This window comes from Nocardioides nanhaiensis (assembly GCF_039542785.1).
Lineage (GTDB): Bacteria > Actinomycetota > Actinomycetes > Propionibacteriales > Nocardioidaceae > Nocardioides > Nocardioides nanhaiensis.
Genome location: NZ_BAABIM010000004.1, coordinates 378,114 through 400,448, shown reverse-complemented (window position 1 = coordinate 400,448; position 22,335 = coordinate 378,114). Strand labels below are relative to the sequence as shown.

Annotated in this window: 21 protein-coding genes; 17 read left to right on the top strand and 4 right to left on the bottom strand. The window is 73.8% G+C overall.

Annotated features, from left to right (window positions below):
• Nucleotides 1-15 precede the first annotated feature (15 nt).
• The 4 genes from ABD948_RS18920 to ftsY all read left to right on the top strand — a co-directional run bounded on the left by ABD948_RS18920 (nucleotide 16) and on the right by ftsY (nucleotide 4,150).
• Entirely contained in the window at nucleotides 16-1,047 is a 1,032-nt protein-coding gene (locus ABD948_RS18920; protein WP_345269034.1) for a class I SAM-dependent methyltransferase, read from the top strand.
• Nucleotides 1,048-1,200: 153 nt separating this feature from the next.
• Nucleotides 1,201-1,404, top strand: a complete 204-nt coding sequence (locus ABD948_RS18915; RefSeq protein WP_345269004.1) for a hypothetical protein — start codon at nucleotides 1,201-1,203, stop codon at nucleotides 1,402-1,404.
• Nucleotides 1,405-1,504: 100 nt separating this feature from the next.
• Nucleotides 1,505-2,866: a TrpB-like pyridoxal phosphate-dependent enzyme gene (locus tag ABD948_RS18910; RefSeq protein ID WP_345268984.1), complete on the top strand. Its 1,362-nt coding sequence runs from the start codon at nucleotides 1,505-1,507 to the stop codon at nucleotides 2,864-2,866.
• Between the two features lie 93 nt (nucleotides 2,867-2,959).
• A complete protein-coding gene (gene ftsY / locus ABD948_RS18905) occupies nucleotides 2,960-4,150 on the top strand; it encodes a signal recognition particle-docking protein FtsY (protein ID WP_345268963.1) in 1,191 nt (396 codons plus the stop codon).
• A 12-nt stretch (nucleotides 4,151-4,162) separates the two neighbouring features.
• On the opposite strand, the gene ABD948_RS18900 is transcribed toward ftsY, so the two are convergent.
• Entirely contained in the window at nucleotides 4,163-5,233 is a 1,071-nt protein-coding gene (locus ABD948_RS18900) for a methyltransferase domain-containing protein (RefSeq protein WP_345268954.1), read from the bottom strand.
• 62 nt (nucleotides 5,234-5,295) lie between these two features.
• On the opposite strand from ABD948_RS18900, the gene ABD948_RS18895 reads away from it, so the two are divergent.
• A complete protein-coding gene (locus ABD948_RS18895; protein ID WP_345268948.1) occupies nucleotides 5,296-5,907 on the top strand; it encodes a class I SAM-dependent methyltransferase in 612 nt (203 codons plus the stop codon).
• 257 nt (nucleotides 5,908-6,164) lie between these two features.
• Here ABD948_RS18895 and ABD948_RS18890 read toward each other — a convergent pair whose 3' ends face one another.
• On the bottom strand, nucleotides 6,165-9,368 hold the full coding sequence (locus tag ABD948_RS18890) for a glycosyltransferase (protein ID WP_345268941.1): 3,204 nt from the start codon (nucleotides 9,366-9,368) through the stop codon (nucleotides 6,165-6,167).
• A complete protein-coding gene (locus ABD948_RS18885; protein ID WP_345268935.1) occupies nucleotides 9,358-10,317 on the bottom strand; it encodes a rhamnan synthesis F family protein in 960 nt (319 codons plus the stop codon). Before ABD948_RS18885 ends, ABD948_RS18890 begins: the two co-directional genes overlap by 11 nt.
• Nucleotides 10,318-10,547: 230 nt before the next feature.
• Between ABD948_RS18885 and ABD948_RS18880 the strand changes: the two genes are divergently transcribed.
• The 7 genes from ABD948_RS18880 (at nucleotide 10,548) to ABD948_RS18850 (ending at nucleotide 18,305) form a co-directional block, all read left to right on the top strand.
• Nucleotides 10,548-11,882 carry an ammonium transporter gene (locus ABD948_RS18880; protein WP_345268928.1) on the top strand — a complete coding sequence of 445 codons (1,335 nt, stop codon included), beginning with the start codon at nucleotides 10,548-10,550 and terminating at the stop codon, nucleotides 11,880-11,882.
• Nucleotides 11,879-12,217, top strand: coding sequence for a P-II family nitrogen regulator (locus tag ABD948_RS18875; protein ID WP_345268924.1), 339 nt, complete (start codon nucleotides 11,879-11,881; stop codon nucleotides 12,215-12,217). The genes ABD948_RS18880 and ABD948_RS18875 overlap by 4 nt, the downstream gene beginning before the upstream one ends.
• Nucleotides 12,218-12,425: 208 nt before the next feature.
• A complete protein-coding gene (locus ABD948_RS18870; protein WP_345268922.1) occupies nucleotides 12,426-12,764 on the top strand; it encodes a P-II family nitrogen regulator in 339 nt (112 codons plus the stop codon).
• Nucleotide 12,765: 1 nt separating this feature from the next.
• A complete protein-coding gene (locus tag ABD948_RS18865) occupies nucleotides 12,766-15,024 on the top strand; it encodes a [protein-PII] uridylyltransferase (protein WP_345268912.1) in 2,259 nt (752 codons plus the stop codon).
• A gap of 54 nt (nucleotides 15,025-15,078) precedes the next feature.
• Nucleotides 15,079-16,656, top strand: a complete 1,578-nt coding sequence (ffh, locus tag ABD948_RS18860) for a signal recognition particle protein (protein ID WP_345268904.1) — start codon at nucleotides 15,079-15,081, stop codon at nucleotides 16,654-16,656.
• Entirely contained in the window at nucleotides 16,653-17,039 is a 387-nt protein-coding gene (locus tag ABD948_RS18855; RefSeq protein WP_345268897.1) for a hypothetical protein, read from the top strand. Before ffh ends, ABD948_RS18855 begins: the two co-directional genes overlap by 4 nt.
• A gap of 168 nt (nucleotides 17,040-17,207) precedes the next feature.
• Nucleotides 17,208-18,305, top strand: coding sequence for an amidohydrolase family protein (locus tag ABD948_RS18850; protein WP_345268880.1), 1,098 nt, complete (start codon nucleotides 17,208-17,210; stop codon nucleotides 18,303-18,305).
• A 10-nt stretch (nucleotides 18,306-18,315) separates the two neighbouring features.
• Here the strand turns inward: ABD948_RS18850 and ABD948_RS18845 are convergent, their stop codons facing one another.
• Nucleotides 18,316-19,008, bottom strand: a complete 693-nt coding sequence (locus tag ABD948_RS18845; protein ID WP_345268864.1) for a hypothetical protein — start codon at nucleotides 19,006-19,008, stop codon at nucleotides 18,316-18,318.
• A gap of 214 nt (nucleotides 19,009-19,222) precedes the next feature.
• Here ABD948_RS18845 and rpsP point away from each other — a divergent pair, with 214 nt between their 5' ends.
• The 5 genes from rpsP (at nucleotide 19,223) to rplS (ending at nucleotide 22,292) form a co-directional block, all read left to right on the top strand.
• Nucleotides 19,223-19,747 carry a 30S ribosomal protein S16 gene (gene rpsP, locus ABD948_RS18840; RefSeq protein ID WP_345268860.1) on the top strand — a complete coding sequence of 175 codons (525 nt, stop codon included), beginning with the start codon at nucleotides 19,223-19,225 and terminating at the stop codon, nucleotides 19,745-19,747.
• Nucleotides 19,747-19,986 (top strand): RNA-binding protein, encoded by a 240-nt coding sequence (locus ABD948_RS18835; protein WP_345268856.1) that lies wholly within the window; start codon nucleotides 19,747-19,749, stop codon nucleotides 19,984-19,986. Before rpsP ends, ABD948_RS18835 begins: the two co-directional genes overlap by 1 nt.
• Nucleotides 19,987-19,996: 10 nt before the next feature.
• Nucleotides 19,997-20,563, top strand: coding sequence for a ribosome maturation factor RimM (rimM, locus tag ABD948_RS18830; protein WP_345268851.1), 567 nt, complete (start codon nucleotides 19,997-19,999; stop codon nucleotides 20,561-20,563).
• A 7-nt stretch (nucleotides 20,564-20,570) separates the two neighbouring features.
• Nucleotides 20,571-21,743, top strand: coding sequence for a tRNA (guanosine(37)-N1)-methyltransferase TrmD (gene trmD / locus ABD948_RS18825; protein WP_345268836.1), 1,173 nt, complete (start codon nucleotides 20,571-20,573; stop codon nucleotides 21,741-21,743).
• Between the two features lie 195 nt (nucleotides 21,744-21,938).
• Nucleotides 21,939-22,292: a 50S ribosomal protein L19 gene (gene rplS / locus ABD948_RS18820; RefSeq protein WP_345268813.1), complete on the top strand. Its 354-nt coding sequence runs from the start codon at nucleotides 21,939-21,941 to the stop codon at nucleotides 22,290-22,292.
• Nucleotides 22,293-22,335 lie beyond the last annotated feature (43 nt).

Genomic DNA, 22,335 nt, shown 5'->3' with positions numbered 1-22,335 from the left:
CTGACTGAGGAGCCCATGAGGATCCCCGCCACGCCGTCCACCGAGCAGACCTCCGGCCCGAGCGCCGCCGAGGGCGAGCAGCCGGCGGTCGACCCGACCCTGGGCGACTACCCGCGCCGGTACTGCAGCATCTGCCACCAGGTGGTGCGCAAGGAGTTCAAGCCCGGGCCGGGCGGGCGACCCGACGCGTCGTGCCCGAAGTGCCGCAGCCTGGAGCGCCACCGGTTCTTCGCGCTCCTGCTGAGCGTGCTCGAGCCGGTGCTCGAGGACCTCGGCACGCTCCTGGAGGTGGCGCCCTCGCCGGAGACGTCACCGCTGCTGGCGGGGCTCGAGCCGCGGCGCCACCTGCGCCTGGACCTCGGCGCCGACAACCGGTTGGTCGACGTCCTCGGGAGCCTCACCGAGGTGCCGCTGCCGGACGACTCCGTCGACCTGCTGGTCTGCTACCACGTGCTCGAGCACATCCCCGACGACCGTGCCGCCATGCGCGAGATCGCGCGCGTGCTGAGCCCGGGGGGCCTCGGGCTGCTGCAGGTGCCGCACCGCGCCGGCACCCTTACCGACGAGGACCCGGACGCGCCCGTCGAGGTGCGCCTGGAGCGCTTCGGCCAGGCCGATCACGTGCGGTTCTACGGCGACGACTTCGACGACCGCCTGGCCGAGAGCGGCCTCGCGCTGCAGCGGGTCACCCCGCGCTCGCTGCTGGGTGAGGCGATGGCCACGTGGTTGCACACGAACCCCGACGAGCTGGTGTGGATCGTGCGCGCGGTGCCCGCCGGGGAGCGGGCGCCGCAGCCGGCCCCCCTCGACCTGGCGCCGACGTCGCTCACCCGCACCCTGGACGCGATGCTCGGGGAGATGCTCTTCCTGCGCGGGGAGCTGGTGACCCACCGCCGCGAGGCGCGCCGGCTGGCGCGTGAGCTGGAGCAGCTGCGCGGGTCCGGTGTGGGCCCCGTGCCGGCACCGCCGGGCGCGCCGCGTCCGCTGCACCGCCGGGTCGCCGGCCGGGTGCGCCGCGAGCTGCGGCAGCGCCTGCGCAGCGGCTGACCCGGCTGGTCCCCCCCGGGGTGACCGAGAGCCTTGCGGCCGCCGGGAATTGGTGGCTTTGGATGCGTATGACACCGTGGTGATTCACCGGTCCCGGCCGGTCACCCCGTCTCGTTCCACCCGCTTCCAGCCTGCCTCTCGGAGGGTCTCGCCATGGTCTTCCTGGTCGTCTCGATGTTGTTCATCCTTGTCGTCTGCGGCGTCATCGCGGTCTACGTGGCCTACCCGGCCCGGGGCGAGCAGACGCCCGGCGCCCCGTGGCTCGGCGAGGCGCTCGGTCGCGCCGCGCAGCGCTTCCAGACCCTCGACGAGACCCACGCGGACCCGCGCGAGGAGCAGGAGCGCGTCGACGCCTGACCGCAGGGTGGGCGAGGCGTAGCCACGCCGCCCCCGGGTCAGCAGGATGGGGCAACGGCGCCGTCCGGCGTCGTCACCGCTGCGCCCGCGAGGAGACCCGATGGCCGAGGAACGCTCCACCTTCCTGCTCGACGAGACCCAGGTCCCGACGCAGTGGTACAACGTGGTGGCCGACCTGCCCGAGCCGCCGCCCCCGCCGCTGCACCCCGGCACCCACCAGCCGGTGGGTCCCGAGGATCTCGCGCCGCTGTTCCCGATGGCGCTCATCGAGCAGGAGGTCACCACCGAGCGGTGGATCGACATCCCGGGCGGGGTGCTCGACGTCTACCGCATCTGGCGTCCCTCGCCGCTGGTGCGCGCGCGGCGGCTGGAGAAGCTGCTCGACACCCCGGCGAAGATCTTCTTCAAGTACGAGGGCGTGAGCCCGGCCGGCTCGCACAAGCCCAACACCGCGGTGCCGCAGGCCTGGTACAACCACGCCGAGGGCATCACGCGCCTCACCACGGAGACCGGTGCCGGGCAGTGGGGCACCTCGCTGGCCTTCGCCACCGCCCAGTACGGGATGGAGTGCGAGGTCTGGCAGGTGCGCAGCAGCTACGACCAGAAGCCAGCGCGGCGCACGATGATGGAGATCTACGGCGCCACGCTGCACCCGAGCCCCTCCGACCTCACCGAGGCGGGCCGCGGGATCCTGGCCGCCGACCCCGACTCACCGGGCTCGCTGGGCATCGCGATCTCCGAGGCCGTCGAGGCCGCCGTCGCCCGCGAGGACACCCGCTACGCGCTGGGCAGCGTGCTCAACCACGTGCTGCTGCACCAGACCGTGATCGGCGAGGAGGCGCTGCGCCAGATGGAGATGGCCGAGGTGCAGCCCGACGTGCTGGTGGGCTGCACGGGCGGTGGCTCCAACTTCGGCGGGCTGGTCTTCCCGTTCCTGCGCGAGAAGCTGGCGGGGCGGATGGACCCCACGATCCGCTGCGTCGAGCCGGCCGCGGCGCCGTCGCTGACGCGCGGTGAGTACCGCTACGACTTCGGCGACACCGTGGGCCTGACCCCGCTGATGAAGATGCACACCCTGGGCCACGGCTTCATCCCCGACCCGATCCACGCGGGCGGGCTGCGCTACCACGGCATGGCGCCGCTGGTCTCCCACGTCTACGAGCAGGGCTACGCCGAGGCCGAGTCGATCGGGCAGCTCGAGTGCTTCCGTGCGGCCCTGATGTTCGCCCGCACCCAGGGCATCGTCCCCGCGCCCGAGCCCACCCACGCCATCGCGGCTGCCATCCGCGAGGCCGAGCGGTGCAAGGAGACCGGCGAGTCCAAGGTGATCCTCACGGCGCTGTGCGGCCACGGCCACCTCGACATGGGCGCCTACGAGGCCTACCTGGCCGGCACCATGACCGACCTCGGGCTCTCCGACGAGGACCTGCGCACCGCGCTGGACGCCGTCCCCACGCTCTGACCCGCAGCGACCTGGCCTCGGGGCCGCGCCCGCTGAGCCGGAGGCGTCGACGCCGGTTCGGTGGGCGCGGTGGGCCCTGGTTGGATGGGCTCCATGGGTGAGTGGTTGTACCTGGTCATCGGCATCGCGGCGCTCGTGGTGCTGGGCGGTGTCGGACTGGTGGCGGGCACGCTGCGTGGCAAGCGCGGCGGCGCCGTCGGCGAGGTGGAGCAGCGGGATGCGCCCACCGGTGGTGCGGGCACCGACCTGCTCGAGCCCCCCACGACGACGCCGCCGACGACGCTGCCGCCCGTCCCGGCCCCGCAAGCGCCGGAGCCCGAGGCGCCGACCGCACCGGCCGAGCCGGCCGCCCCGACCCTGGAGCGGCCCGAGGGCACGGCGTCACGCCTGCAGCGGCTGCGACAGCGACTGGCCGGCTCCCAGGGTGGGCTGGGCAAGGGCCTCCTGGCCCTGCTGAGCCGTGACCGGCTCGACGAGGACACCTGGGAGTCCATCGAGGACACCCTGCTGGCCGCCGACGTGGGCGTGAAGCCCACCCAGGAGCTGGTCGAGCAGCTGCGCACCCGCCTGCGCGTCGAGGGCGCCGGCGCCGACGTGCGCAGCGTCCTGCGCGAGGAGCTGGTGACGCTGGTCGACGCCGGCATGGACCGCCGCCTCCAGGTCAGCGGTGCCGACGGCGCCCCGGGCGTCGTGCTCGTGGTGGGCGTCAACGGCGCCGGCAAGACCACCACCGTCGGCAAGATCGCCCGCATCCTGGTGGCCGAGGACCGGGCGGTCACGCTCGGCGCTGCCGACACCTTCCGCGCCGCCGCCGTCGACCAGCTGGCCACCTGGGGTGAGCGGGTCGGGGTCGACGTCGTCCGCGGCGCCGAGGGCTCCGACCCCGCCAGCGTCGCCTTCGAGGCGGTCCGCACCGGGGTCGAGCAGGGAGTCGACACCGTCATCGTCGACACCGCCGGCCGCCTGCAGAACAAGGCCGGGCTGATGGACGAGCTCGGCAAGGTCAAGCGCGTCGTCGAGAAGCAGGCCCCGGTCACCGAGGTGCTGCTGGTGCTCGACGCCACCACCGGCCAGAACGGGATGATCCAGGCGCGCGTCTTCAGCGAGGTCGTCGACGTGACCGGCATCGTGCTCACCAAGCTCGACGGCTCCGCCAAGGGCGGCATCGTGGTGGCGGTGCAGCGCGAGCTGGGCGTGCCGGTGAAGCTGGTGGGCCTGGGCGAGGGGCCCGACGACCTGGCGCCCTTCACGCCCGAGGCGTTCGTCGACGCGCTGCTCGGTTGAGCCCGCGCCGGGCTACCGGCGCAGGGCCCGCCGCAGCCGACCGACCGCGCGCCGGGGGAGCGAGCGCGAGTCCGCCGGTGCCTGCTGCTCACGCAGGCGACGCACCTCGCCCCGTGCGCGCTGCAGCTGCTTCTCCAGGCGCGCGATGCGGCGCTTGCGCGCGTCGAGCCGGGAGCGCAGCTCACGCTGGCGCTCGCGCAGCTCCACCTGCTCGGCCACCCAGTCGGGCATCTCGTGCTCGGGCCGCGGCTCGTCGGCCAGCAGCGACGCCGGCCACCCGCCGCCGCGCGGCAGCCGGCGCAGCACCGCGTAGAACTCGTTGAGGTTGCGCGCGGTGGGCACCAGCGACTCCACCCGCCAGGCCGAGAGACCGAGCTGGCGCAGCTCCACCAGCTGCTCGAGCAGGGTGCCCGGCGTCAGGGCCCACACGTGCGCGTCGATGTACTCGCCGCGACGAGCGGCGTCGACCTGCTCCACGACCTGCGGGAGGTCGTAGAGGCGGGCGCCGTAGCCGGGCACCTCGCCGCGCCACAGCGCCGCGGCGTTGGTGCCCACGTGGCCGCGCTTGTAGTCGTAGACGGCGCGCACCGAGGGGACCACGTCGCCGGCCTCGTGGGCCTGGAGCAGCTGGCCGAGGGTCGTGCCCGGGCGGTGGACGTCGAAGCAGTAGCGACGGTCGGGCACGACCAGCACCAGCGCGCCGCCGTCGACGGTCACCTGCGCCACCTGGTCGAGCCAGCCGATCATGTCGGGCACGTGCTCGATGACGTGGGAGGCCATCACCCAGTCGAACGGCTCGATGCCGTCGAGGGTCTCGGGGATGGAGCGCACGCGGCCGTCGTCGGCCATGAGCACGTGGTCGACCTCGGGGATGGCCGCGGGGTCGACGTTGGCGTGGCCGGCGTAGTTGCGCAGCAGCTGCTCGCGGCTGAACACGTCGAGGTACTCAATCGCGCCGTGCTCGTGGCGCACGGAGGGGTTGTGCAGCGGCCCGATCTCCAGCCCGCGGCCGGAGGAGAAGTCGTGGAGGTCCCACAGGCGCCGCTGGCGCGAGTTGAGCCGGTCGGGGCGTCGGTCGGTCACGCGCCAGACCCTACGAGGTGGCGTGGCCGCGAGCGGCGTCGCGCCCCGATAGGGTCTCGCGCATGCCGACTCCCCAGGGCGGCGCCGACGAGAACACCGGCGCCCATCGCTACCAGTGGTTCGACCAGATGCTGGGCATGTTCCCGCCCGGCCGGCTCATCGACCTCGGCGCCGGTCACGGCGCCTTCTCGCGTCGCGCCGCCGACCGCGGCTGGAAGGCCACGGCCCTCGACGCGCGGGGTGACCGCTACCCCGACGACGACCCGCGGGTGGACTGGCAGGTGGGCGACGTGCGCGACGTCGACCTCACCGCCTACGACCTGGTGGTGAACCTCGGCCTCTTCTACCACCTGACGCTCGACGACCAGCTGGACCTGCTGGGTCGCACGCGGGGCATCCCGATGATCCTCGACACCCACGTGGCCAACGACCGCCCGGTGCCGATGAAGCGCTCGCTCAGCAAGCCGGTGACCCTGCAGGGCTACACCGGCCGGCTCTACACCGAGCCCGACCAGACCACGAACTCGCCGGCCTCGTGGGGCAACGACCAGTCGTTCTGGCCGCGCACCCGCGACCTGTACGCCATGCTCGGCGCGTTCGGCTACGACGTGCTCACCGCCACGCCCTGGTACCTGCCGAGCCGCACCTTCTTCCTCTGCCTGCCGAAGCAGTAGCTGCCACGCGAGGTACGAGCGGGGCAGCGTGACTGCTGAAGGTTGAGCAAGGCCTGCGGCCGAGCCTGCGAGGCCGCAACGGCCGCGTCGAAACCCTCCGACTCACGCAGGGGACACCGACCAGCCTCCGACTCACCGAGCGCGCAGTCGTGCCCACTCACCGGAGCGCACGAGCGTCGCCGGATCTCGGTACGCGCCGCCCCTCGTACCTCGGGGCGGCGCTACTCGATCACCGGACAGGGCGCCGCGCTACTCGATCAGCGGTCGAGGCGCGCCTGACAGAGCCGCACGGCCTCGGTGAGGATCACCTCGGCGCGGGCGTCGAAGGAGTGCTCGGCGGCGACGCGCTCGGCGGCGCGACGGCGCTCCTCGCCGGCGGGGTAGAGGGTGTCGCGCTCGCGCACCAGCCGGGCGAGGGACCCGGGGCCGTCGAAGGTGTGCACCAGGCCGCCGAAGAGGGCGGTGAGGTCGAGGCCGGGGATCTCGTCGCTGGCCACGCGGGCGCCCGCGGCGGCGGCGTCCATGAGCCGGTTGGAGACGAAGCCGGTGAGGCGCATGTCCTCCCAGTGGTCGTTGAGCACCAGGCCGGCGGAGGTGTAGAGCGCCCCGAGCTCGGAGTTGTCGACGAGCCGCGAGGAGACCCAGCCCGCGGGCAGCATCTCGTTCCAGCCGGCACCGTGCACGGTCACGGGGACGCCGGCGTCGACGGCGTGGCGCAGCGCGGTGCGGAAGATGCCGCGGGAGTTGCCGACGAACAGCACGTCGGCGCCGGTGTCGGGCTGGGCGCGGTCGGGGTGGAACAGGGCCGGGTCGGTGGCCTGCAGCAGCGGGTGGATCTCCACCCCCCACGCCGCGCTCTGCTGCTGCGACCAGCCCACGCTGGCCGCCCAGACGTGGTCGAAGCGCGCCACCTCGGCGGCGCTGACCAGGTCGGGGTGGCTGATGATCCACTCCAGCGACACCAGGCCCGGGCGGGGCACGACGTCGTCGAGCCCACGGAGCACGAGCACCACGTCGTCGAGATCGCGGCTGGGGCGGTGCCGGGTCTCGCGGGCATCGACCGCCACGTGCTGGCCCCGACGGCGCAGGGCGGCGGCGAGCGCGTGTCCGTAGTGGGTGTCGCCCCACGCCAGGCCCTTCGGTCCGACCGGCGAGGGCAGGTCGATGGCCCAGCGCAGAGCGGGCGGGTGCTCGGAGACCTCTCGCCGCGCCGGCGCGAGGACGGTGCGGGGCAGCAGGACCGGGACGTCGAGCGGGCCGGTGGCGCAGCCGGGCAGCACCTCGTGGCGGACGACGAGCACCTCGAAGCCGGCGGCGGCCCAGGCGGCGGCGGAGCCGGGTGGGGGAGCGGGGTGCCGCTGGGCGAGGAGCCGGTGAGCGGCCTCCAGCTCGGCCGGCTCGGGCGCGGCGGCCGGCCGGGCGGTGAGCACCGACTCCGGCGCCAGGCGGACGCCGCCCAGCCCCTCCTGCGTGGCGCGCAGGCTCAGGTCGGTGAGGCCGAGCGGACCGGCGAGCGGGTCGGCCCCGCCGAGGGTGGCGAGGTGCTCGGCGCGCAGTGCGACGACGGGTCCCGCGGCCGCAGGCAGGTCGACCGCGCCGGCGCGCAGGGCGTCGTCGACGGCGTGGCCGGCGAGGAAGTCGGCCGGCGTGACGACGTCGGGCCCCGTGACGGCGCCGGCGGTCAGCACTGCCCCGGTGGGGTCGAGGACCACCGGCTGCGCGACCGCCACCCCGGGCGCACCCAGGGACGCGGCCAGCGCCTGCACGGCGGCGGCGTCCGGCGCCAACGGCTCGGTGACGACGACGACGCGCTCACCCGACGCCTCGGCGAACCCGACGGCGACCCGTACCGCCGGACCTCGGTCGGCCTGCAGGGTGACCAGCCGCGAGCGACCGAGCGTGCCCACGAGCACCGACAGCGCGACGTGCTGCCAGCGCGGCAACCGGACCCCCACCACCACGACGTCGAGAGCGCCGCTCTCCTCGACGGCGACGGCGCGGAGCCACTCCTCGACGGCACGCACCGAGCCCTGCCCGGTGAGCACGAGCGTCGTGCGGCCGGGCTCGCGCGGCGCTGCACGCACCGCCTCCCAGTCGACGAGGTGACGACCGGCGATGACCGAGAGCCACGCCGGCGACTCGTGCGTGCTGATCCGCGGCCCCGTGTCACCCGAGCCCGCCGAGTCGTCGGTGTAGTCCACGCCGACGTGGCGCACCAGGTGCAGCCCGGTGCGCTCGGCGAGCTTGAGCACGAGGTCGTAGTCGACCCCGCGGCGCAGCGACTCGTCGAAGCCCCCGACCTCGGCCACCAGCTCGCGGCGGGCCACGAGCACGTTGAGGTCGACGTGGTTGGCCACGAGCAGGTGCGCGTGGGTGCCGGCGAAGGCGCGGTAGTAGGTCTCGCCGTCCTTGGAGGCGCGCAGCACGGCGTGCGCCATGCCCCAGCGCGGGTGCGCCTCCAGCTCGGCGAGCACCACCTGCAGGTAGGTGGGACGCCACTGGTTGTCGGTGTCGAGGAAGGCCACGTAGCGGCCGCGCGCACGGCGCAGGCCGTCGTTGCGGGTGGCAGAGACACCGCGGTGCTCGGCGGCGACCACCACGATGCGGGGGTCGAAGGCGGCCAGGCCGCGCACGACCGCGACGGAGTCGTCGGTGGAGCCGTCGTCGACGACGATCAGCTCCCAGCCGGTGAAGGTCTGCGCCTGCACGGACTCGACGGCGGCGCGCACCACGGTCGCGCGGTTCCACAGCGGCATCACGATGCTGACCAGCGGCGTGCCGTCGTCGGGGGCCGGCGGCATGACGCCGGGCTCGACCAGGTCGCCGGGTGCGTGCGGGGTCGTGCGCGGGGCGTTGCGCAGTCGGGCGTGGTCGCGCCACTCCTCGACGGCGGACTCCGAGAGCGAGCGCACCTGCGCGAGCGTGAGCGCCGGCGCGCCGGGCGCGTGCGGCAGCACGGTCTCGGGCGTCGCCTGCTCGAGCCACCAGGTGAGCGGGCCGAGCCGGGCCTCGCCGGCCTCGGGGTGCTGCTCCACGATCGCCTCGAGGTCCACGAGCGGGTGCGGGGAGGCCTTGCGGCGTGCCCACCCGTTGTTGAGGTACCAGGAGAGCGGCACCTTGCCTCGGCCCGGCCGCCCGAAGCGACCCTCCACGTACTCGGCGAGGAAGAGCGGGTGCGGGGAGAGGTCTGGCTGGGCCACGAGCGCGTCGACGGCGGCGGCCCGGTCGGGCACCTCGCGTCCCAGCTGGGCGCCGACCCACGCAGGGTCGACCAGCGGCGACTCGAGCAGGGCGTCGCGCCCGCGGGGGCTCAGCGTCGCCGAGCCGCGCGCGCCCGTCGCGGGTGCGACCCCCGGGCTGCGCCCCAGTCCGGCTCGGCGCGCAGCGCGCCCGGCCAGCCGTCGGGCTGCGGCGACGGGAGCGGCGGGCTCGGGGTGCGAGGCGGGGGTCTCAGGCGGCACGCCCGTACTCCACCAGACGTCGCAGCGGGCGCACGCCCACGGGGGTGGGTCGCAGGTCGGTGTCGGGGCGGGCGGCCGAGAGCGGCGCGGTGGCGGCCAGGTACTCCCGCACCCCCGCGAGCTCCTCGGGGCGACGTCGTTCCGCAAGCCGCAGCAGCCGCTCGGCGCCCAGGCCGTAGGGGTCGTAGCGCAGCGTGTCGATCTTCAGGTACGGCAGCCGCGCACCGGCCGGCCGAGGCGGCGAGGGCGCCAGCGCGACGTCGGCCAGGGCGATGGCGGGGTTCCAGGGGTCCTTGCTGCGCGCCTTGAGGAACTCCCACTCCCGACGACGCCGCGGGGGCGGGAGGCGGTGCAGCGTCCACCACGCCACCCGACGCTGCGCGAGGGCGCGGTCGGCGTCGGTCTCGGTGTAGTAGGAGGCGAAGCGGAAGCCGCCGTCGGTGAGGGTGCGGCTCAGCCCCACCTCGTACTCGGCGATCACCGAGGCGCGGTCCGAGACCGGCGACATGCGCCCCCAGAAGCCGCGGAAGGCCTGCGACCCGACCAGCCACGGCCGGAAGGCGACGAAGAAGCTCTGCACGTGCGGGTGCACCCGCTGCGAGGCGGTGAGGCCCCAGAAGTCGGCGGGCCGACCCGCCATGGCCTCGAAGACCTCGCCGTACCCGACCAGCGGCACGTAGGTGTCGTTGCACACCACGACCTCGTCGAAGTCCTCCGGGCGGCTGGCCTCCAGACCGGTCTTGTAGCTGAAGAAGTCGTAGCCGTAGTTGGTGCGCCGCAGCAGCCGACCGTGGCGCCCCAGGAAGGCTGCGCCGTCGTCGTCGAGGTCGGCGGTGCTCACCACCACCAGCTCGTCGACGGCCGCCGCCAGCGACGCCACCTGGCGGCGCACGTGCGGGGCCACCTGACCGCGCGGGTCCCAGTGCGCCATCACGGCCAGCCTGCTCACGGACAGGGAGTCTAGGGACGCGCCGTGGTCGCCCCGCCGCGCCGGGCCGCCACTCGGTGCGAAACGCGGAAGTAACACAGCGGGGGAACTCGTTTCCTCACCGCAACAAACACCTTCGTGGGGCGAAACCTGCGACCAACAGGCTCCTCAGCAATCCGGGTGGGGATCCTCGACAGTGTCGTCCGGTGCTCCTCCACCCCGCAACGGCAACAACTCTCCATGGAGGATCTGTGGACGGCTATTACGCCTTCATGCTCATCGCGACGGCGTTCGTGCTCATGATGACGGTGCCCGCGCTGGCGCTGTTCTACGGCGGCATGTCGCGATCGAAGTCCGTGCTCAACATGATGATGATGTCGTTCGTCGCGGCGGCGATCGTCGGCATCCTCTACGTCGCCGTCGGCTGGTCGATGGGCTGGAGCGGCGACGGCACGTTCTTCGCCAACCCCTTCGACCTGTTCTGGCTCGACGGCGTCACGACCGACAGCTACATCGGCGTGATGTTCCAGATGACCTTCGCCGTCATCACCGTCGCCCTGATCAGCGGCGCGGTCGAGGGCCGCATGAAGTTCGCCGCCTGGGTCGCCTTCGTGCCGGTCTTCGCGCTGCTCGTGTACTTCCCGATGGCCCACATGGTCTTCAGCTGCACCGACGACTCGCTCATCTGCGGCCGCATCGGTGCCCAGGACTACGCCGGCGGCACCGCCGTCCACATCAACGCCGGCATCGCGGCGCTCGTGCTCGTGCTGCTGCTGGGCAAGCGCCTGGGCTGGCCCAAGGACAAGATGCGCCCCCACAACCTGACCCTCACCATGCTCGGTGCCGGTCTGCTGTGGATGGGCTGGTACGGCTTCAACGTGGGCTCGATCGTCTTCTCCGACGAGTCGCTGGCCGACGAGGGCACCCTGATCACCCAGTTCATCTCCGAGACCGGTCGCACCTTCGGCAACACCACGCTCGCCACCATGGCCGCGATCCTCGGCTGGCTGGTCATCGAGCGCATCATGCACGGCAAGGCCACCTCGCTGGGCGCCGCCTCCGGCATCGTCGCGGGCCTCGTCGCCATCACCCCGGCCGCCGGTGCGGTCAACCTCAGCGGTGCTGTGGCCATCGGCGCCATCGCCGGCGGGCTCTGCGCCTGGGCGGTCTCCTGGAAGTTCAAGATGGGCTACGACGACTCGCTCGACGTCGTGGGCGTCCACCTGGTCGGCGGCATCGTCGGCACGGTCCTGATCGGTGTCTTCTCCACCTCTGACGGCGCCGGCGGCGTCGACGGACTGCTCTACGGCGGCGGCATCGACTCGCTGGTCGACCAGGTGCTGGGTGTGCTCGTGGCGGTCGTCTTCGTGGGCGTGCTCACCACGATCATCGGCCTCGCGATCAAGTACACCATCGGCCTTCGCCTCGACGAGGACGCCGAGGTGGAGGGCATCGACTTCGCCGCCCACGGCGAGTCGGCCTACGACCTGCACACCTCCACCACCGGCGGCAGCCGCACCGGCGTGCTCAACACCGCGCCGGCCTCGCCCACCTCGCCGACCCGCAACGAAGGAGCCCAGGCATGAAGCTCGTGACCGCGGTGATCAAGCCGCACAAGTGGGAGGACGTCCGCGAGGCCCTCGAGACCTTCGGCGTCACCGGCATGACCGTCAGCGAGGTCAGCGGCTACGGCCGCCAGAAGGGGCACACCGAGGTGTACCGCGGGGCGGAGTACGACATCGCCCTGGTGCCCAAGATCCGCATCGAGATCGTGGTGGACGACGACGACGCCGACGACGTGATCGGCATCATCGTCAAGACCGCGCAGACCGGCCGGATCGGCGACGGCAAGGTGTGGCTGAGCCCGGTCGAGACCGTGGTGCGCGTGCGCACCGGCGACAAGGACGGCGCGGCGCTCTAGCTCACGCAGCAGGAGCCCGCACGACCCGCACCACCACCCGGACGGCCCGGCTGCACCGCAGCCGGGCCGTCCGGCGCTGCGGCCCCCGTCGGCCCCCATCGGCCCCATCGGCGTGGCACCCGCGGACACCGTGCCGCTGCGGCACGATCGGCCCAGCGCGCGCGCCCGCCGCGGCCCCACCGCCACCGCACCTCTCGAGGAGACACCCATGAAGCTGGTCACCGCCGTCATCAAGCCCCACAAGTGGGAGGACGTGCGCTCGGCGCTGGAGGCGCAGGGCGTCACGGGCATGACGGTCAGCGAGGTCAGCGGCTACGGCCGGCAGAAGGGCCACACCGAGGTGTACCGGGGCGCGGAGTACGACGTCGCGCTGGTGCCCAAGATCCGCCTGGAGATCGTGGTGGCCGACGAGGAGGCCGCCACGATCGTCTCCACCATCGAGCGCAGCGCCCAGACCGGGCGGATCGGCGACGGCAAGATCTGGGTCTCGCCGCTGGAGACCGTGCTGCGCGTGCGCACCGGCGACCGCGACGAGTCCGCAGTCTGAGGTGACCGTAGCCGAACGGGCCGAGCGCACCGCCGCCGCGGACCGCCTGTGCGAGCAGGCGTGGGCCGACTGCGGCGGCCCCGAGACCGGAGCCGCGCTCGTGGCCGTGGGCGGGTACGGGCGCGGTGAGCTGGCGCCCTTCTCCGACCTCGACGTCGTGCTCGTGCACGAGGACGAGACGCCTCCGGAGGGGGTGGCCGAGAAGGTCTGGTACCCCTTGTGGGACGCCGGCACGAAGCTCGACCACGCCGTGCGCTCGCTGCCGCGGATGCTGGAGGCCGCGGCGGGCGACCCCCGGGTGGCCTCGGGCCTGCTCGACGCGCGGCACCTCGCGGGCGACCCGAACCTGACCCTGCGGCTGCGCGCCGCGGTGCTGGCGTCCTGGCGCCGCACGGCGCGCGAGACGCTGCCGGCGCTGCACGCGATGGTGCGCTCGCGCCACGAGCTGATGGGCGAGCTGGCGCACGTCGCCGTGCCCGACCTCAAGGAGTCGCAGGGCGGGCTGCGCGACGCCACGGTGCTCAAGTCGCTGGTGGCCACCTGGCTGGTCGACGTGCCGCACACCGAGCTGGAGCGCTGCCGCCTGGCCCTCCTCGACGTCCGTGACCTCGTGCACGCCACCACCGGGCGGGGGACCGACCGGGTGGCCCCCGAGACCTGGCGCGGTGTCGCCGAGGGACTCGGCACCGGCCCCGGCGAGGAGGGCGAGCGGGCCGCCCAGGTCCAGGTGCGGCAGCTGGGCCGCCGCCTGACCCACCTCTCCCGGCTGGCCTGGCGCCGCGTGGACGGCGTGCTGGCCCGACCCACGTCGCCACGCACCGCCCGCCGTCCCTCGCTGGAGCGGCTGGCACCCGGCGTCGCGCTCTCCCGCGGCGAGGTGGTGCTCGACCGGGGCGCCGACCCCGCCGCGGACCCGCTGCTGCTGCTGCGCGCCGCCGCGCTCGCCGCCGAGCGCGACGTGGTGCTGGCCCCGCCGACCGCGGCGCGGCTGGCCCGGCAGACCCCACCGCTGCCCGAGCCGTGGCCCGACGAGGCGCGCCGGCTGCTGGTGCGGCTGCTCGCCGCCGGGCGCGGCCTGCTCGCCGTCTGGGAGACCCTCGACGAGACCGGGGCGCTGCACCGGCTGCTGCCGGAGTGGGACCGGATCCGGCTGCTGCCGCACGCCTCGGTGGTGCACCGGTTCACCGTCGACCGGCACGTGGTGGAGACCTGCATCGAGGCCTCCGCGCTGATCCGCTCGGTGGCCCGGCCCGACGTGCTGGTGGTCGCGGCGCTGTTGCACGACATCGGCAAGGGCGGGCTGGTGGAGCACAGCGTGGCCGGCGAGCCGATCGCGCGCACCGTCGCCACCCGCTGGGGCTTCGCGCCGGACGACGTCGAGCTGGTGGCCGGCCTGGTGCGCTGGCACCTGCTGCTGCCCGAGACCGCCACCACCCGCGACCCCGACGACCCGGCCACGGTCGACCTCGTCGTCGAGCGGGTGCGCACGCCCGAGGCGCTGCAGCTGCTCACCGCGCTCACCGAGGCCGACGCGCGCGCCACCTCCGCGAAGGCGTGGTCCACGTGGCGCGCCGGCCTGGTGGGCGACCTGTCGCGCCGCGCCCGGGCCGCACTGGAGAGCGGGGGCTCGTTGCCGCCGGTGCTCACCGAGGAGGTGGAGGTGCCCGCCTCCCTCCACCCCGACGGGCTGGCCGTCTTCGTCGAGGAGGTGCCCGACGGCGCCCGCGTCACCACCATCGGCCACGACCGGGTCGGTCTGCTCGCCGACGTCGCCGCGACGCTGGCCCTGGCACGCCTGCCCGTGCGGGCCGCCCGCGCCTGGTCCCAGGGGGCCCACGGGGTCTCGGTGTGGGAGGTGGGCGAGCAGTACGTCGACCCCGCCCTGCTGCGCACCACCTTCGACGCCGTCGCCCACGGCGGCCGCGACCTCTCCCGCCTGCGCCGGGTCGTGGACCGGGAGGGCGCCTCGCTCGCCCCCTCGGTCGCGATGCGGCCGGAGGCCAGCGACCAGGCCACGGTGCTCGAGGTCCGGGCGGCGGACCGGCCGGGGGTGCTCTACCTGGTGTGCCGGGCGCTGGCCGACCTGGACGTGACCGTGCGCTCGGCGCACGTCGACACCCTCGGCCCCCAGGCCGTCGACGTCTTCTACCTGCAGGAGGCGTCCGCCGGCGCGCTCTCGGAGCCCCGGGCCGCCGAGGCCGCCCACGCGGTGCGGTCGGTGCTGACCGGGGGCGGACCGGGCAGGGGGTCGGGCGGTTAGTCTGGGGGCGCCGCTCCCGGCCCCCGATCGACGCTCGAGACCGAGGAACCTTCTTTGTTCGCCACACTCTCCGACCGCCTCGCAGACACCTTCAAGAACCTGCGCGGCAAGGGCCGGCTCTCCGACGCCGACATCGACGCCACCGCCCGCGAGATCCGCATCGCGCTGCTCGAGGCCGACGTCGCGCTGCCCGTGGTCAAGGAGTTCGTCGCGGCGGTCAAGGACCGGGCGCGCGGCGAGGAGGTCAGCGGTGCGCTGAACCCCGCCCAGCAGATCATCAAGATCGTCAACGAGGAGCTCGTCGAGATCCTCGGCGGCGAGACGCGGCGGCTGCGCTACGCCAAGACCGGCCCGACCGTCATCATGCTGGCCGGCCTGCAGGGTGCCGGCAAGACCACGCTGGCCGCCAAGCTCGCGCTGTGGCTCAAGGAGCAGGGCAAGCAGCCGCTGCTCGTGGCCTGCGACCTGCAGCGCCCCAACGCCGTCAAGCAGCTGCAGGTCAACGGCGAGCGGGCCGGCGTGCCCGTCTTCGCGCCCGAGCCCGGCAACGGCGTCGGCGACCCCGTGGGCGTGGCCCGTGCCTCGATCGAGGAGGCCACCCGCCGGCTGCACGACGTCGTCATCGTCGACACCGCCGGCCGCCTCGGCGTCGACGCCGAGCTCATGCAGCAGGCCGCCGACATCCGCGACGCCGTGCGCCCCGACGAGGTGCTGTTCGTCGTCGACGCGATGATCGGCCAGGACGCCGTCGGCACCGCCCAGGCCTTCCTCGACGGCGTCGGCTTCGACGGCGTCGTGCTCACCAAGCTCGACGGCGACGCCCGCGGCGGCGCCGCGCTCTCGATCCGCTCGGTCACCGGTCGCCCGGTGATGTTCGCCAGCAACGGCGAGAAGCTCACCGACTTCGACGTCTTCCACCCCGACCGGATGGCCGGACGGATCCTCGACATGGGCGACGTCATGACGCTCATCGAGCAGGCCGAGAAGACCTTCGACCAGGAGCAGGCGCTCAAGGCCGCCCGCAAGCTCTCCGGCGACGGCGAGTTCACCCTCGAGGACTTCCTCGAGCAGATGCAGCAGGTGCGCAAGCTCGGCTCGATGAGCAAGATCCTCGGGATGCTCCCGGGCATGGGCCAGATGCGCGAGCAGCTGGAGAACTTCGACGACCGCGAGATCGACCGCATCCAGGCGATCATCTACTCGATGACGCCCGCCGAGCGCGTCAACCCCAAGATGATCGACGGCTCGCGCCGCGCCCGCATCGCCAAGGGATGCGGTCGCACGGTGACCGACGTCAACCAGCTCGTCGACCGGTTCTTCGAGGCGCGCAAGATGATGCAGCAGATGGCGCGCGGCGGCGGGATGCCCGGCATGCCGGGGATGCCCGGCATGGGGGCGCCCGGCGGTGGCAAGCGCGGCAAGGGCAAGCAGGCGCCCAAGAAGGCCAAGGGCCGCCGCACCTCCGGCAACCCGGCCAAGGCTGCGCAGCAGGCGAAGGCCGACCAGGAGAAGGCGGCCGCCGCCAAGGCGAACAGCAACCCGTTCGGCATGCCCGGCGGCGAGGAGATCGACTACGAGAAGGCCGCGGCCAACCTCGACCTGCCGCAGGACTTCTCCAAGTTCCTCAAGTGAGCCCGCGGCGCCCACCCGCCACCGTGCTGGTGGTCGACGGCGCCAACGTGGTCGGCGCCCGCCCCGACGGCTGGTGGAAGGACCGCGCCGGCGCGGCCCGCCGCCTGCACGAGGCGCTGCTGGTGGCCGACGTGCCGCACGACGAGGTGGTGCTCGTGCTGGAGGGTGCCGCCAAGGGCGGGGCTCGTGCCGGCCGCGACGCCCACGTGCGGGTCGTGCACGCCCCCGGCGAGGGCGACGCCGCCATCGTGGCGCAGGCCCAGGCCGCCGCCGAGGCGGGCGCCCGGGTCACCGTCGTCTCCGCCGACCGCGCCCTGCAGGCCCGCTGCGCCCGGTGGGCCGACACCGGCGTCGGTCCCACCTGGTTGCTCGACCGGTTGTGAGGGCGTCGGTGCGCCGGGGTGGATCTCCCCGGTCGACCGGTTGCTCCCAAGCTTGTCGGCCCAAATCTTGGCCGACAAGCTGCACAGTCCCCGGCCGACCGGGGAAATCCCGCGTCCCACGTCCACCATCCACCCCATGAGTCCCATGCGGATCGCTACCGTCACCCCATGACGGCGCTGAGGTTCTCCGGTCCGGTGCTCCCCACGGGGGAGTCGCGCGAGGTGTTCGTGGTCGACGGGCAGGTCACGCTCGAGCGCCCGCAGGGCGCCGAGACCGTGGCCGAGGGGTGGCTGGTGCCGGGTCTGGTGGACGCGCACTGCCACATCGGCCTCGACGACGACGGCGCGGTCACCGACGCCGAGGCGGAGGCGCAGGCGGTGCTCAACCGCGACGCCGGCACGCTGCTGATCCGCGACTGCGGCTCGGCGCTCGACACCTCCTGGATGCACGAGCGCGAGGACCTGCCACGGCTGATCCGGGCCGGTCGCCACATCGCCCGCACCCGCCGCTACATCCGCAACTACGCCCACGAGGTGGAGCCCGAGCAGCTGGCCGCCCAGGTGGCCACCGAGGCGCAGCGCGGCGACGGCTGGGTGAAGCTGGTGGGCGACTGGATCTCGCGCGACGAGGGCGACCTCGCGCCGTCCTTCCCGGCGCAGGCCTTCGCCGAGGCGATCGCGGTGGCCCACCAGCACGGGGCGCGGGTCACCGCGCACTGCTTCGGCGAGCAGGTGCTCCCGGGGCTGATCGAAGCCGGGATCGACTGCATCGAGCACGGCACAGGTCTCGCGCAGGAGCAGGTGGAGGAGATGGTGGCCCGCGGCATCGCCCTGGTCCCCACGGTCATGCAGATCGACAAGTTCCCGCAGTACGCCGAGGCCGGGGAGGCGAAGTTCCCGCAGTACTCCGCGCACATGCGCGACCTGCACGCGCGCCAGCGCGCCACCGTGATGGCGGCCTACGAGGCCGGCGTCGCGCTCTACGCCGGGTCCGACGGCGGGGGAGTGGCCCGGCACGGCAACCTGCCCGGCGAGGTGCTCGCGATGGTCGAGCTCGGCCTGCCCGCCGAGTACGCGCTGGGCGCCGCCTCCTGGCGGGCGCGGGAGTGGCTGGGCTGGAACGGCGGGCTCGAGGAGGGCGTCACGGCCGACTTCGTGGTCTACCCGCGCGACCCCCGCGCCGACCCGGCGGTGCTGTTCGAGCCCACGTGCGTGGTGCTCCGCGGCCGCGTCGTGGCCGGCGCGACCGTGCTGCCGCGCGACTGACCTGGGCGCCTCAGGCCCACGGGTGCTGACGCGTCCGCCGCCCGCGGACGCCACGGACCACCAGCCACACGATGCCTCCGGCGATCGAGACCAGCGGCACCAGGATCCCCAGCACGATGCCGAGGGCGAAGCCGCCGCCGTCGACCGCGGGACCGATCTGGACGTCGCCGCCGCCCGCGGCGCAGGTGACCTCCAGCTGCGTGCCGGGCGGGTCGAAGGTGGAGGCACCCACCCAGGACCCCGACGGCCCCGACTTGGAGAAGCGGCCCGTCATCGAGCGGGTCGGCACCGGGGTGTCGCCCCCCTGCTCGACGATCGTGCAGCTCGACGTCGTGTACTCCTCCACCCAGACCATCCGCTCCCCGGTGTCCTCGAGGATGACCGCGTGAGGCTCGCCGTCGGCCGGCACCGTGGCCTCGGTCTGGCTGAACCCGAGGGCCGCGCGGACGACCAGGAAGACCCCGACGGCGATGCCGACCACCATCAGCAGGACCGGCGGCACCCACCCGCCCCGGCGCGGCTGCTGGTGGGTGGGCGGCACCCCGGGCGCGCCCCCGGATCCCGGCTGCTGGGCCGGTCGGTGGGGTGGGGGCGGGTAGGAACCCTGCCCCGCCGAGGACTCCCTCGGCTCGTAGACGGGGTAGGTCGGACCGTCCTGGGGATCGCGGCGGGGCTGCTCGGGAGGCGGCGGGAACGAGCTCATGGGGTCATCCTTGCCAGGTCGGGGCTCGGCCACACCTGAACGCCCGTCACTCGATTCGTGGGCCCGCGGCCCCCTCTGGCATGATCTGCCGCTGAGTCCTGCCCGCGCGGACCCTCTCACCGAGCGGTGCACGGCCCCTCGACGTCCCGGCGCTGGCGTCCCCACGCAGCAGCCGGTACCTCACCACCACGATCAACAAGGAGACACCACACCAGTGGCCGTCAAGATCCGTTTGAAGCGCCTGGGCAAGGTCCGGGTGCCGCAGTACCGCATCGTCGTCGTCGACTCGCGCAAGAAGCGCGACGGTCGCGTGATCGAGGAGATCGGCAAGTACCACCCCAAGGAGGAGCCGTCGCTGGTCGACGTCGTCTCCGATCGGGCGCAGTACTGGCTCGGCGTGGGCGCCCAGCCCTCCGAGGCCGTGCACAAGCTCCTGCGCATCACCGGCGACTGGCAGAAGTTCAAGGGCCTCCCGGGCGCCGAGGGCACCCTGCGGACCGCCGACGCGAAGCGCGACAAGCTCGAGATCTTCAACGAGGCCCTCAAGGAGGCCGGTAGCGACGCCAAGGAGGGCGCCACCACCGCCAAGAAGAAGGCCGAGAAGCCGAAGGTCGAGGAGAAGGCCGACGACAAGGCCGAGAAGGCCGAGGAGACCCCTGAGGTCGCCGCCGGTGAGTCGCCCGAGGCCGCTGCCGAGGGCGCCGAGGCGGCGGAGGCCAGCTCCGAGCCGAGCAGCTGATGCTGGCCGACGCGCTCGAGCACCTGGTGCGTGGCGTCGTCGAGCACCCCGACGACGTCGTGGTGCGCGACAAGCAGCTGCGCCGCGGGTCGCTGCTCGAGGTGCGCGTGCACCCCGACGACCTCGGCAAGGTGATCGGGCGCGGCGGTCGTACGGCCACCGCGTTCCGCACCGTCATCTCGGCCCTCGCGGGCCGAGGTGGGGCGCGCATCGACTTCGTCGACGTCGACCGCCACTGAGCGATCGCGGGTGAGCGACACCTCCAGCACCTCCAGCAACACCGTCGAGCTCGTCGTCGGTCGTCTCGGCAAGCCCCACGGGCTGCGCGGGGAGCTGACCGTCGACCTGCGCACCGACGAACCCGAACGCCGGTTCGCGCCGGGCGCCACCCTCCGGGTGGAGGCCCCGCGCGGATCGGCGTTCGCGCATCCCCGGCTCACGGTGGCCACGACCCGGTGGCACCAGCAGGTGCTCCTGGTGCGTTTCGAGGAGCTGGCCGACCGCACCGACGCCGAGACGGCACGCGGCTGCGTGCTGCACGTCACCGTGTCGCTCGACGAGGTGCCTGCGGATCCGGACGAGTACTACGACCACCAGCTCGTCGGCCTGGCCGTGCACGACGTCGACGGCACCCCGCTCGGCGAGGTCACCGGCGTGGTGCACGGCGCGCAGGACCTGCTCGCCGTGCGCGCCCTCGACGGGCGCGACACCCTGGTGCCGTTCGTCAGCGCGCTGGTGCCGGAGGTCGACCTCGACGCCGGCCGCGTGGTCGTGGCCGACCGACCGGGCCTGGTCGCACCGCTGCCCGAGGGCTGAGGCCCTCGTGCGGCTGGACTACCTCACGATCTTCCCCGACTACCTCGCGCCCCTCGAGCTGTCGCTCCCCGGTCGCGCCGTCGCCTCGGGGCTGCTCGACCTGCAGGTGCACGACCTGCGCCGCTGGACCCACGACCGGCACCGCACCGTCGACGACACGCCCTACGGCGGGGGTGCCGGCATGGTGATGCGTCCCGAGCCGTGGGGCGAGGCGTTCGACGACCTGGGCATCGAGGGCGCCACGGTGGTGGTGCCGACGCCGTCGGGCCGTCCGCTCACCCAGGCGCTGGCGCGCGAGCTGGCGGCCCGCGAGCGGCTGGTGTTCTGCTGCGGTCGCTACGAGGGCATCGACCAGCGCGTCGTCGAGCACGCCGCCAGCCGCACCGAGGTGCTCGAGGTCTCGCTCGGCGACTACGTGCTCAACGGTGGCGAGGCGGCCGCGCTCGTCGTCACCGAGGCGGTGGTGCGGCTGCTGCCCGGCTTCATGGGCAACGCGGCCTCCCTCGTCGAGGAGTCCCACGAGGCAGGCCTGCTGGAGTACCCGGGCTACACCAAGCCCGCCACCTGGCGCGGCCTGGAGGTGCCGCCGGTGCTGCTGTCGGGCGACCACGGCCGGATCGCGGCGTGGCGTCACGAGCAGGCGCTCACCCGCACCGCGGAGCGTCGTCCGGACCTGCTGCACGCCAGCGCCGCCCCGGGGGAGTGGGCGATCGAGCCCGCCACCCGCGCCGACGCGGGCGAGCTGCTGACCCTGCAGCTGGCCTGCTGGGTCACCGAGGCCCACGCCAACGACGACCTGGGCATCCCCGCCCTGCACGAGACGCTCGACGACGTGGTGGCTTCTCTGGAGGAGCACCGCACCTGGGTGGTGCGCCGCGGTGGCCGGCTCGTCGGCTCCGTGCGCGGCCGCGTGCCGGCCGACCAGACCGACCAGACCCCCACCTGGCAGGTGGGCCGGCTGATGGTGGCGCCCGACCTGCGCGGCCACGGCCTGGGCCGGATGCTGCTCGACCACGTGCTGGCAGCGGCGCCTCCCGGGACGCGCCTGGTGGAGCTGTTCACCGGCAAGCACAGCGAGCGCAACCTGCGGATGTACCGCAAGGCGGGCTTCCGGCCGGTGCGCACGCTCGAGGGCCGGTCGGGCCCCGTGGTGCTGCAGAAGCGGATTTCCGGCGCCTGACCGGCCTGTGGCAGACTCACCCCTTGGTCCGACCGGCCGAAGGTCCGCTCCGAGGAACACACGGGGGGACTGCGTCGGGTGCCCGCCACGGGGAGCACCTCACGCCGCCGGCCTCCTGCGTCGCGACCACGTTGATGACACCCGCTGAACCATCCGATACCGCGGCTGACCTGTGGCACCCGCGAGGAGACAACCATGAGCACCAACGCCATCGTCGGCATCGGCAACGCCCAGAAGCGTGACGACCTCCCAGCCTTCCGCGCCGGCGACACCGTCAAGGTCCACGTCAAGGTCGTCGAGGGCAACCGTGCCCGCGTCCAGATCTTCCAGGGCGTCGTGATCCGCATCCACGGCTCGGGCATCGGCCGCACCTTCACCGTGCGCAAGGTCTCCTTCGGCGTGGGCGTCGAGCGCACCTTCCCCCTGCACTCCCCGATCTTCGAGCAGATCGAGGTCGTGACCCGCGGCGACGTGCGCCGCGCCAAGCTCTACTACCTGCGCAACCTGCGCGGCAAGGCCGCCAAGATCAAGGAGCGCCGGGACGCCTGAGGCGTCGGCGCCGATCCCTCGCACGCCACCCGGTCCACCTAGA

Excerpts from the sequence above, each read along its gene's own strand:
- ABD948_RS18920 (WP_345269034.1), top strand. The coding sequence starts at position 16 with ATGAGGATCCCCGCCACGCCGTCCACCGAGCAGACCTCCGGCCCGAGC.
- ABD948_RS18915 (WP_345269004.1), top strand. The coding sequence starts at position 1,201 with ATGGTCTTCCTGGTCGTCTCGATGTTGTTCATCCTTGTCGTCTGCGGC.
- ABD948_RS18910 (WP_345268984.1), top strand. The coding sequence starts at position 1,505 with ATGGCCGAGGAACGCTCCACCTTCCTGCTCGACGAGACCCAGGTCCCG.
- ftsY (WP_345268963.1), top strand. The coding sequence starts at position 2,960 with ATGGGTGAGTGGTTGTACCTGGTCATCGGCATCGCGGCGCTCGTGGTG.
- ABD948_RS18895 (WP_345268948.1), top strand. The coding sequence starts at position 5,296 with ATGCCGACTCCCCAGGGCGGCGCCGACGAGAACACCGGCGCCCATCGC.
- ABD948_RS18875 (WP_345268924.1), top strand. The coding sequence starts at position 11,879 with ATGAAGCTCGTGACCGCGGTGATCAAGCCGCACAAGTGGGAGGACGTC.
- ABD948_RS18870 (WP_345268922.1), top strand. The coding sequence starts at position 12,426 with ATGAAGCTGGTCACCGCCGTCATCAAGCCCCACAAGTGGGAGGACGTG.
- ABD948_RS18850 (WP_345268880.1), top strand. The coding sequence starts at position 17,208 with ATGACGGCGCTGAGGTTCTCCGGTCCGGTGCTCCCCACGGGGGAGTCG.
- ABD948_RS18845 (WP_345268864.1), bottom strand. The coding sequence starts at position 19,008 with ATGAGCTCGTTCCCGCCGCCTCCCGAGCAGCCCCGCCGCGATCCCCAG.
- ABD948_RS18835 (WP_345268856.1), top strand. The coding sequence starts at position 19,747 with ATGCTGGCCGACGCGCTCGAGCACCTGGTGCGTGGCGTCGTCGAGCAC.
- rplS (WP_345268813.1), top strand. The coding sequence starts at position 21,939 with ATGAGCACCAACGCCATCGTCGGCATCGGCAACGCCCAGAAGCGTGAC.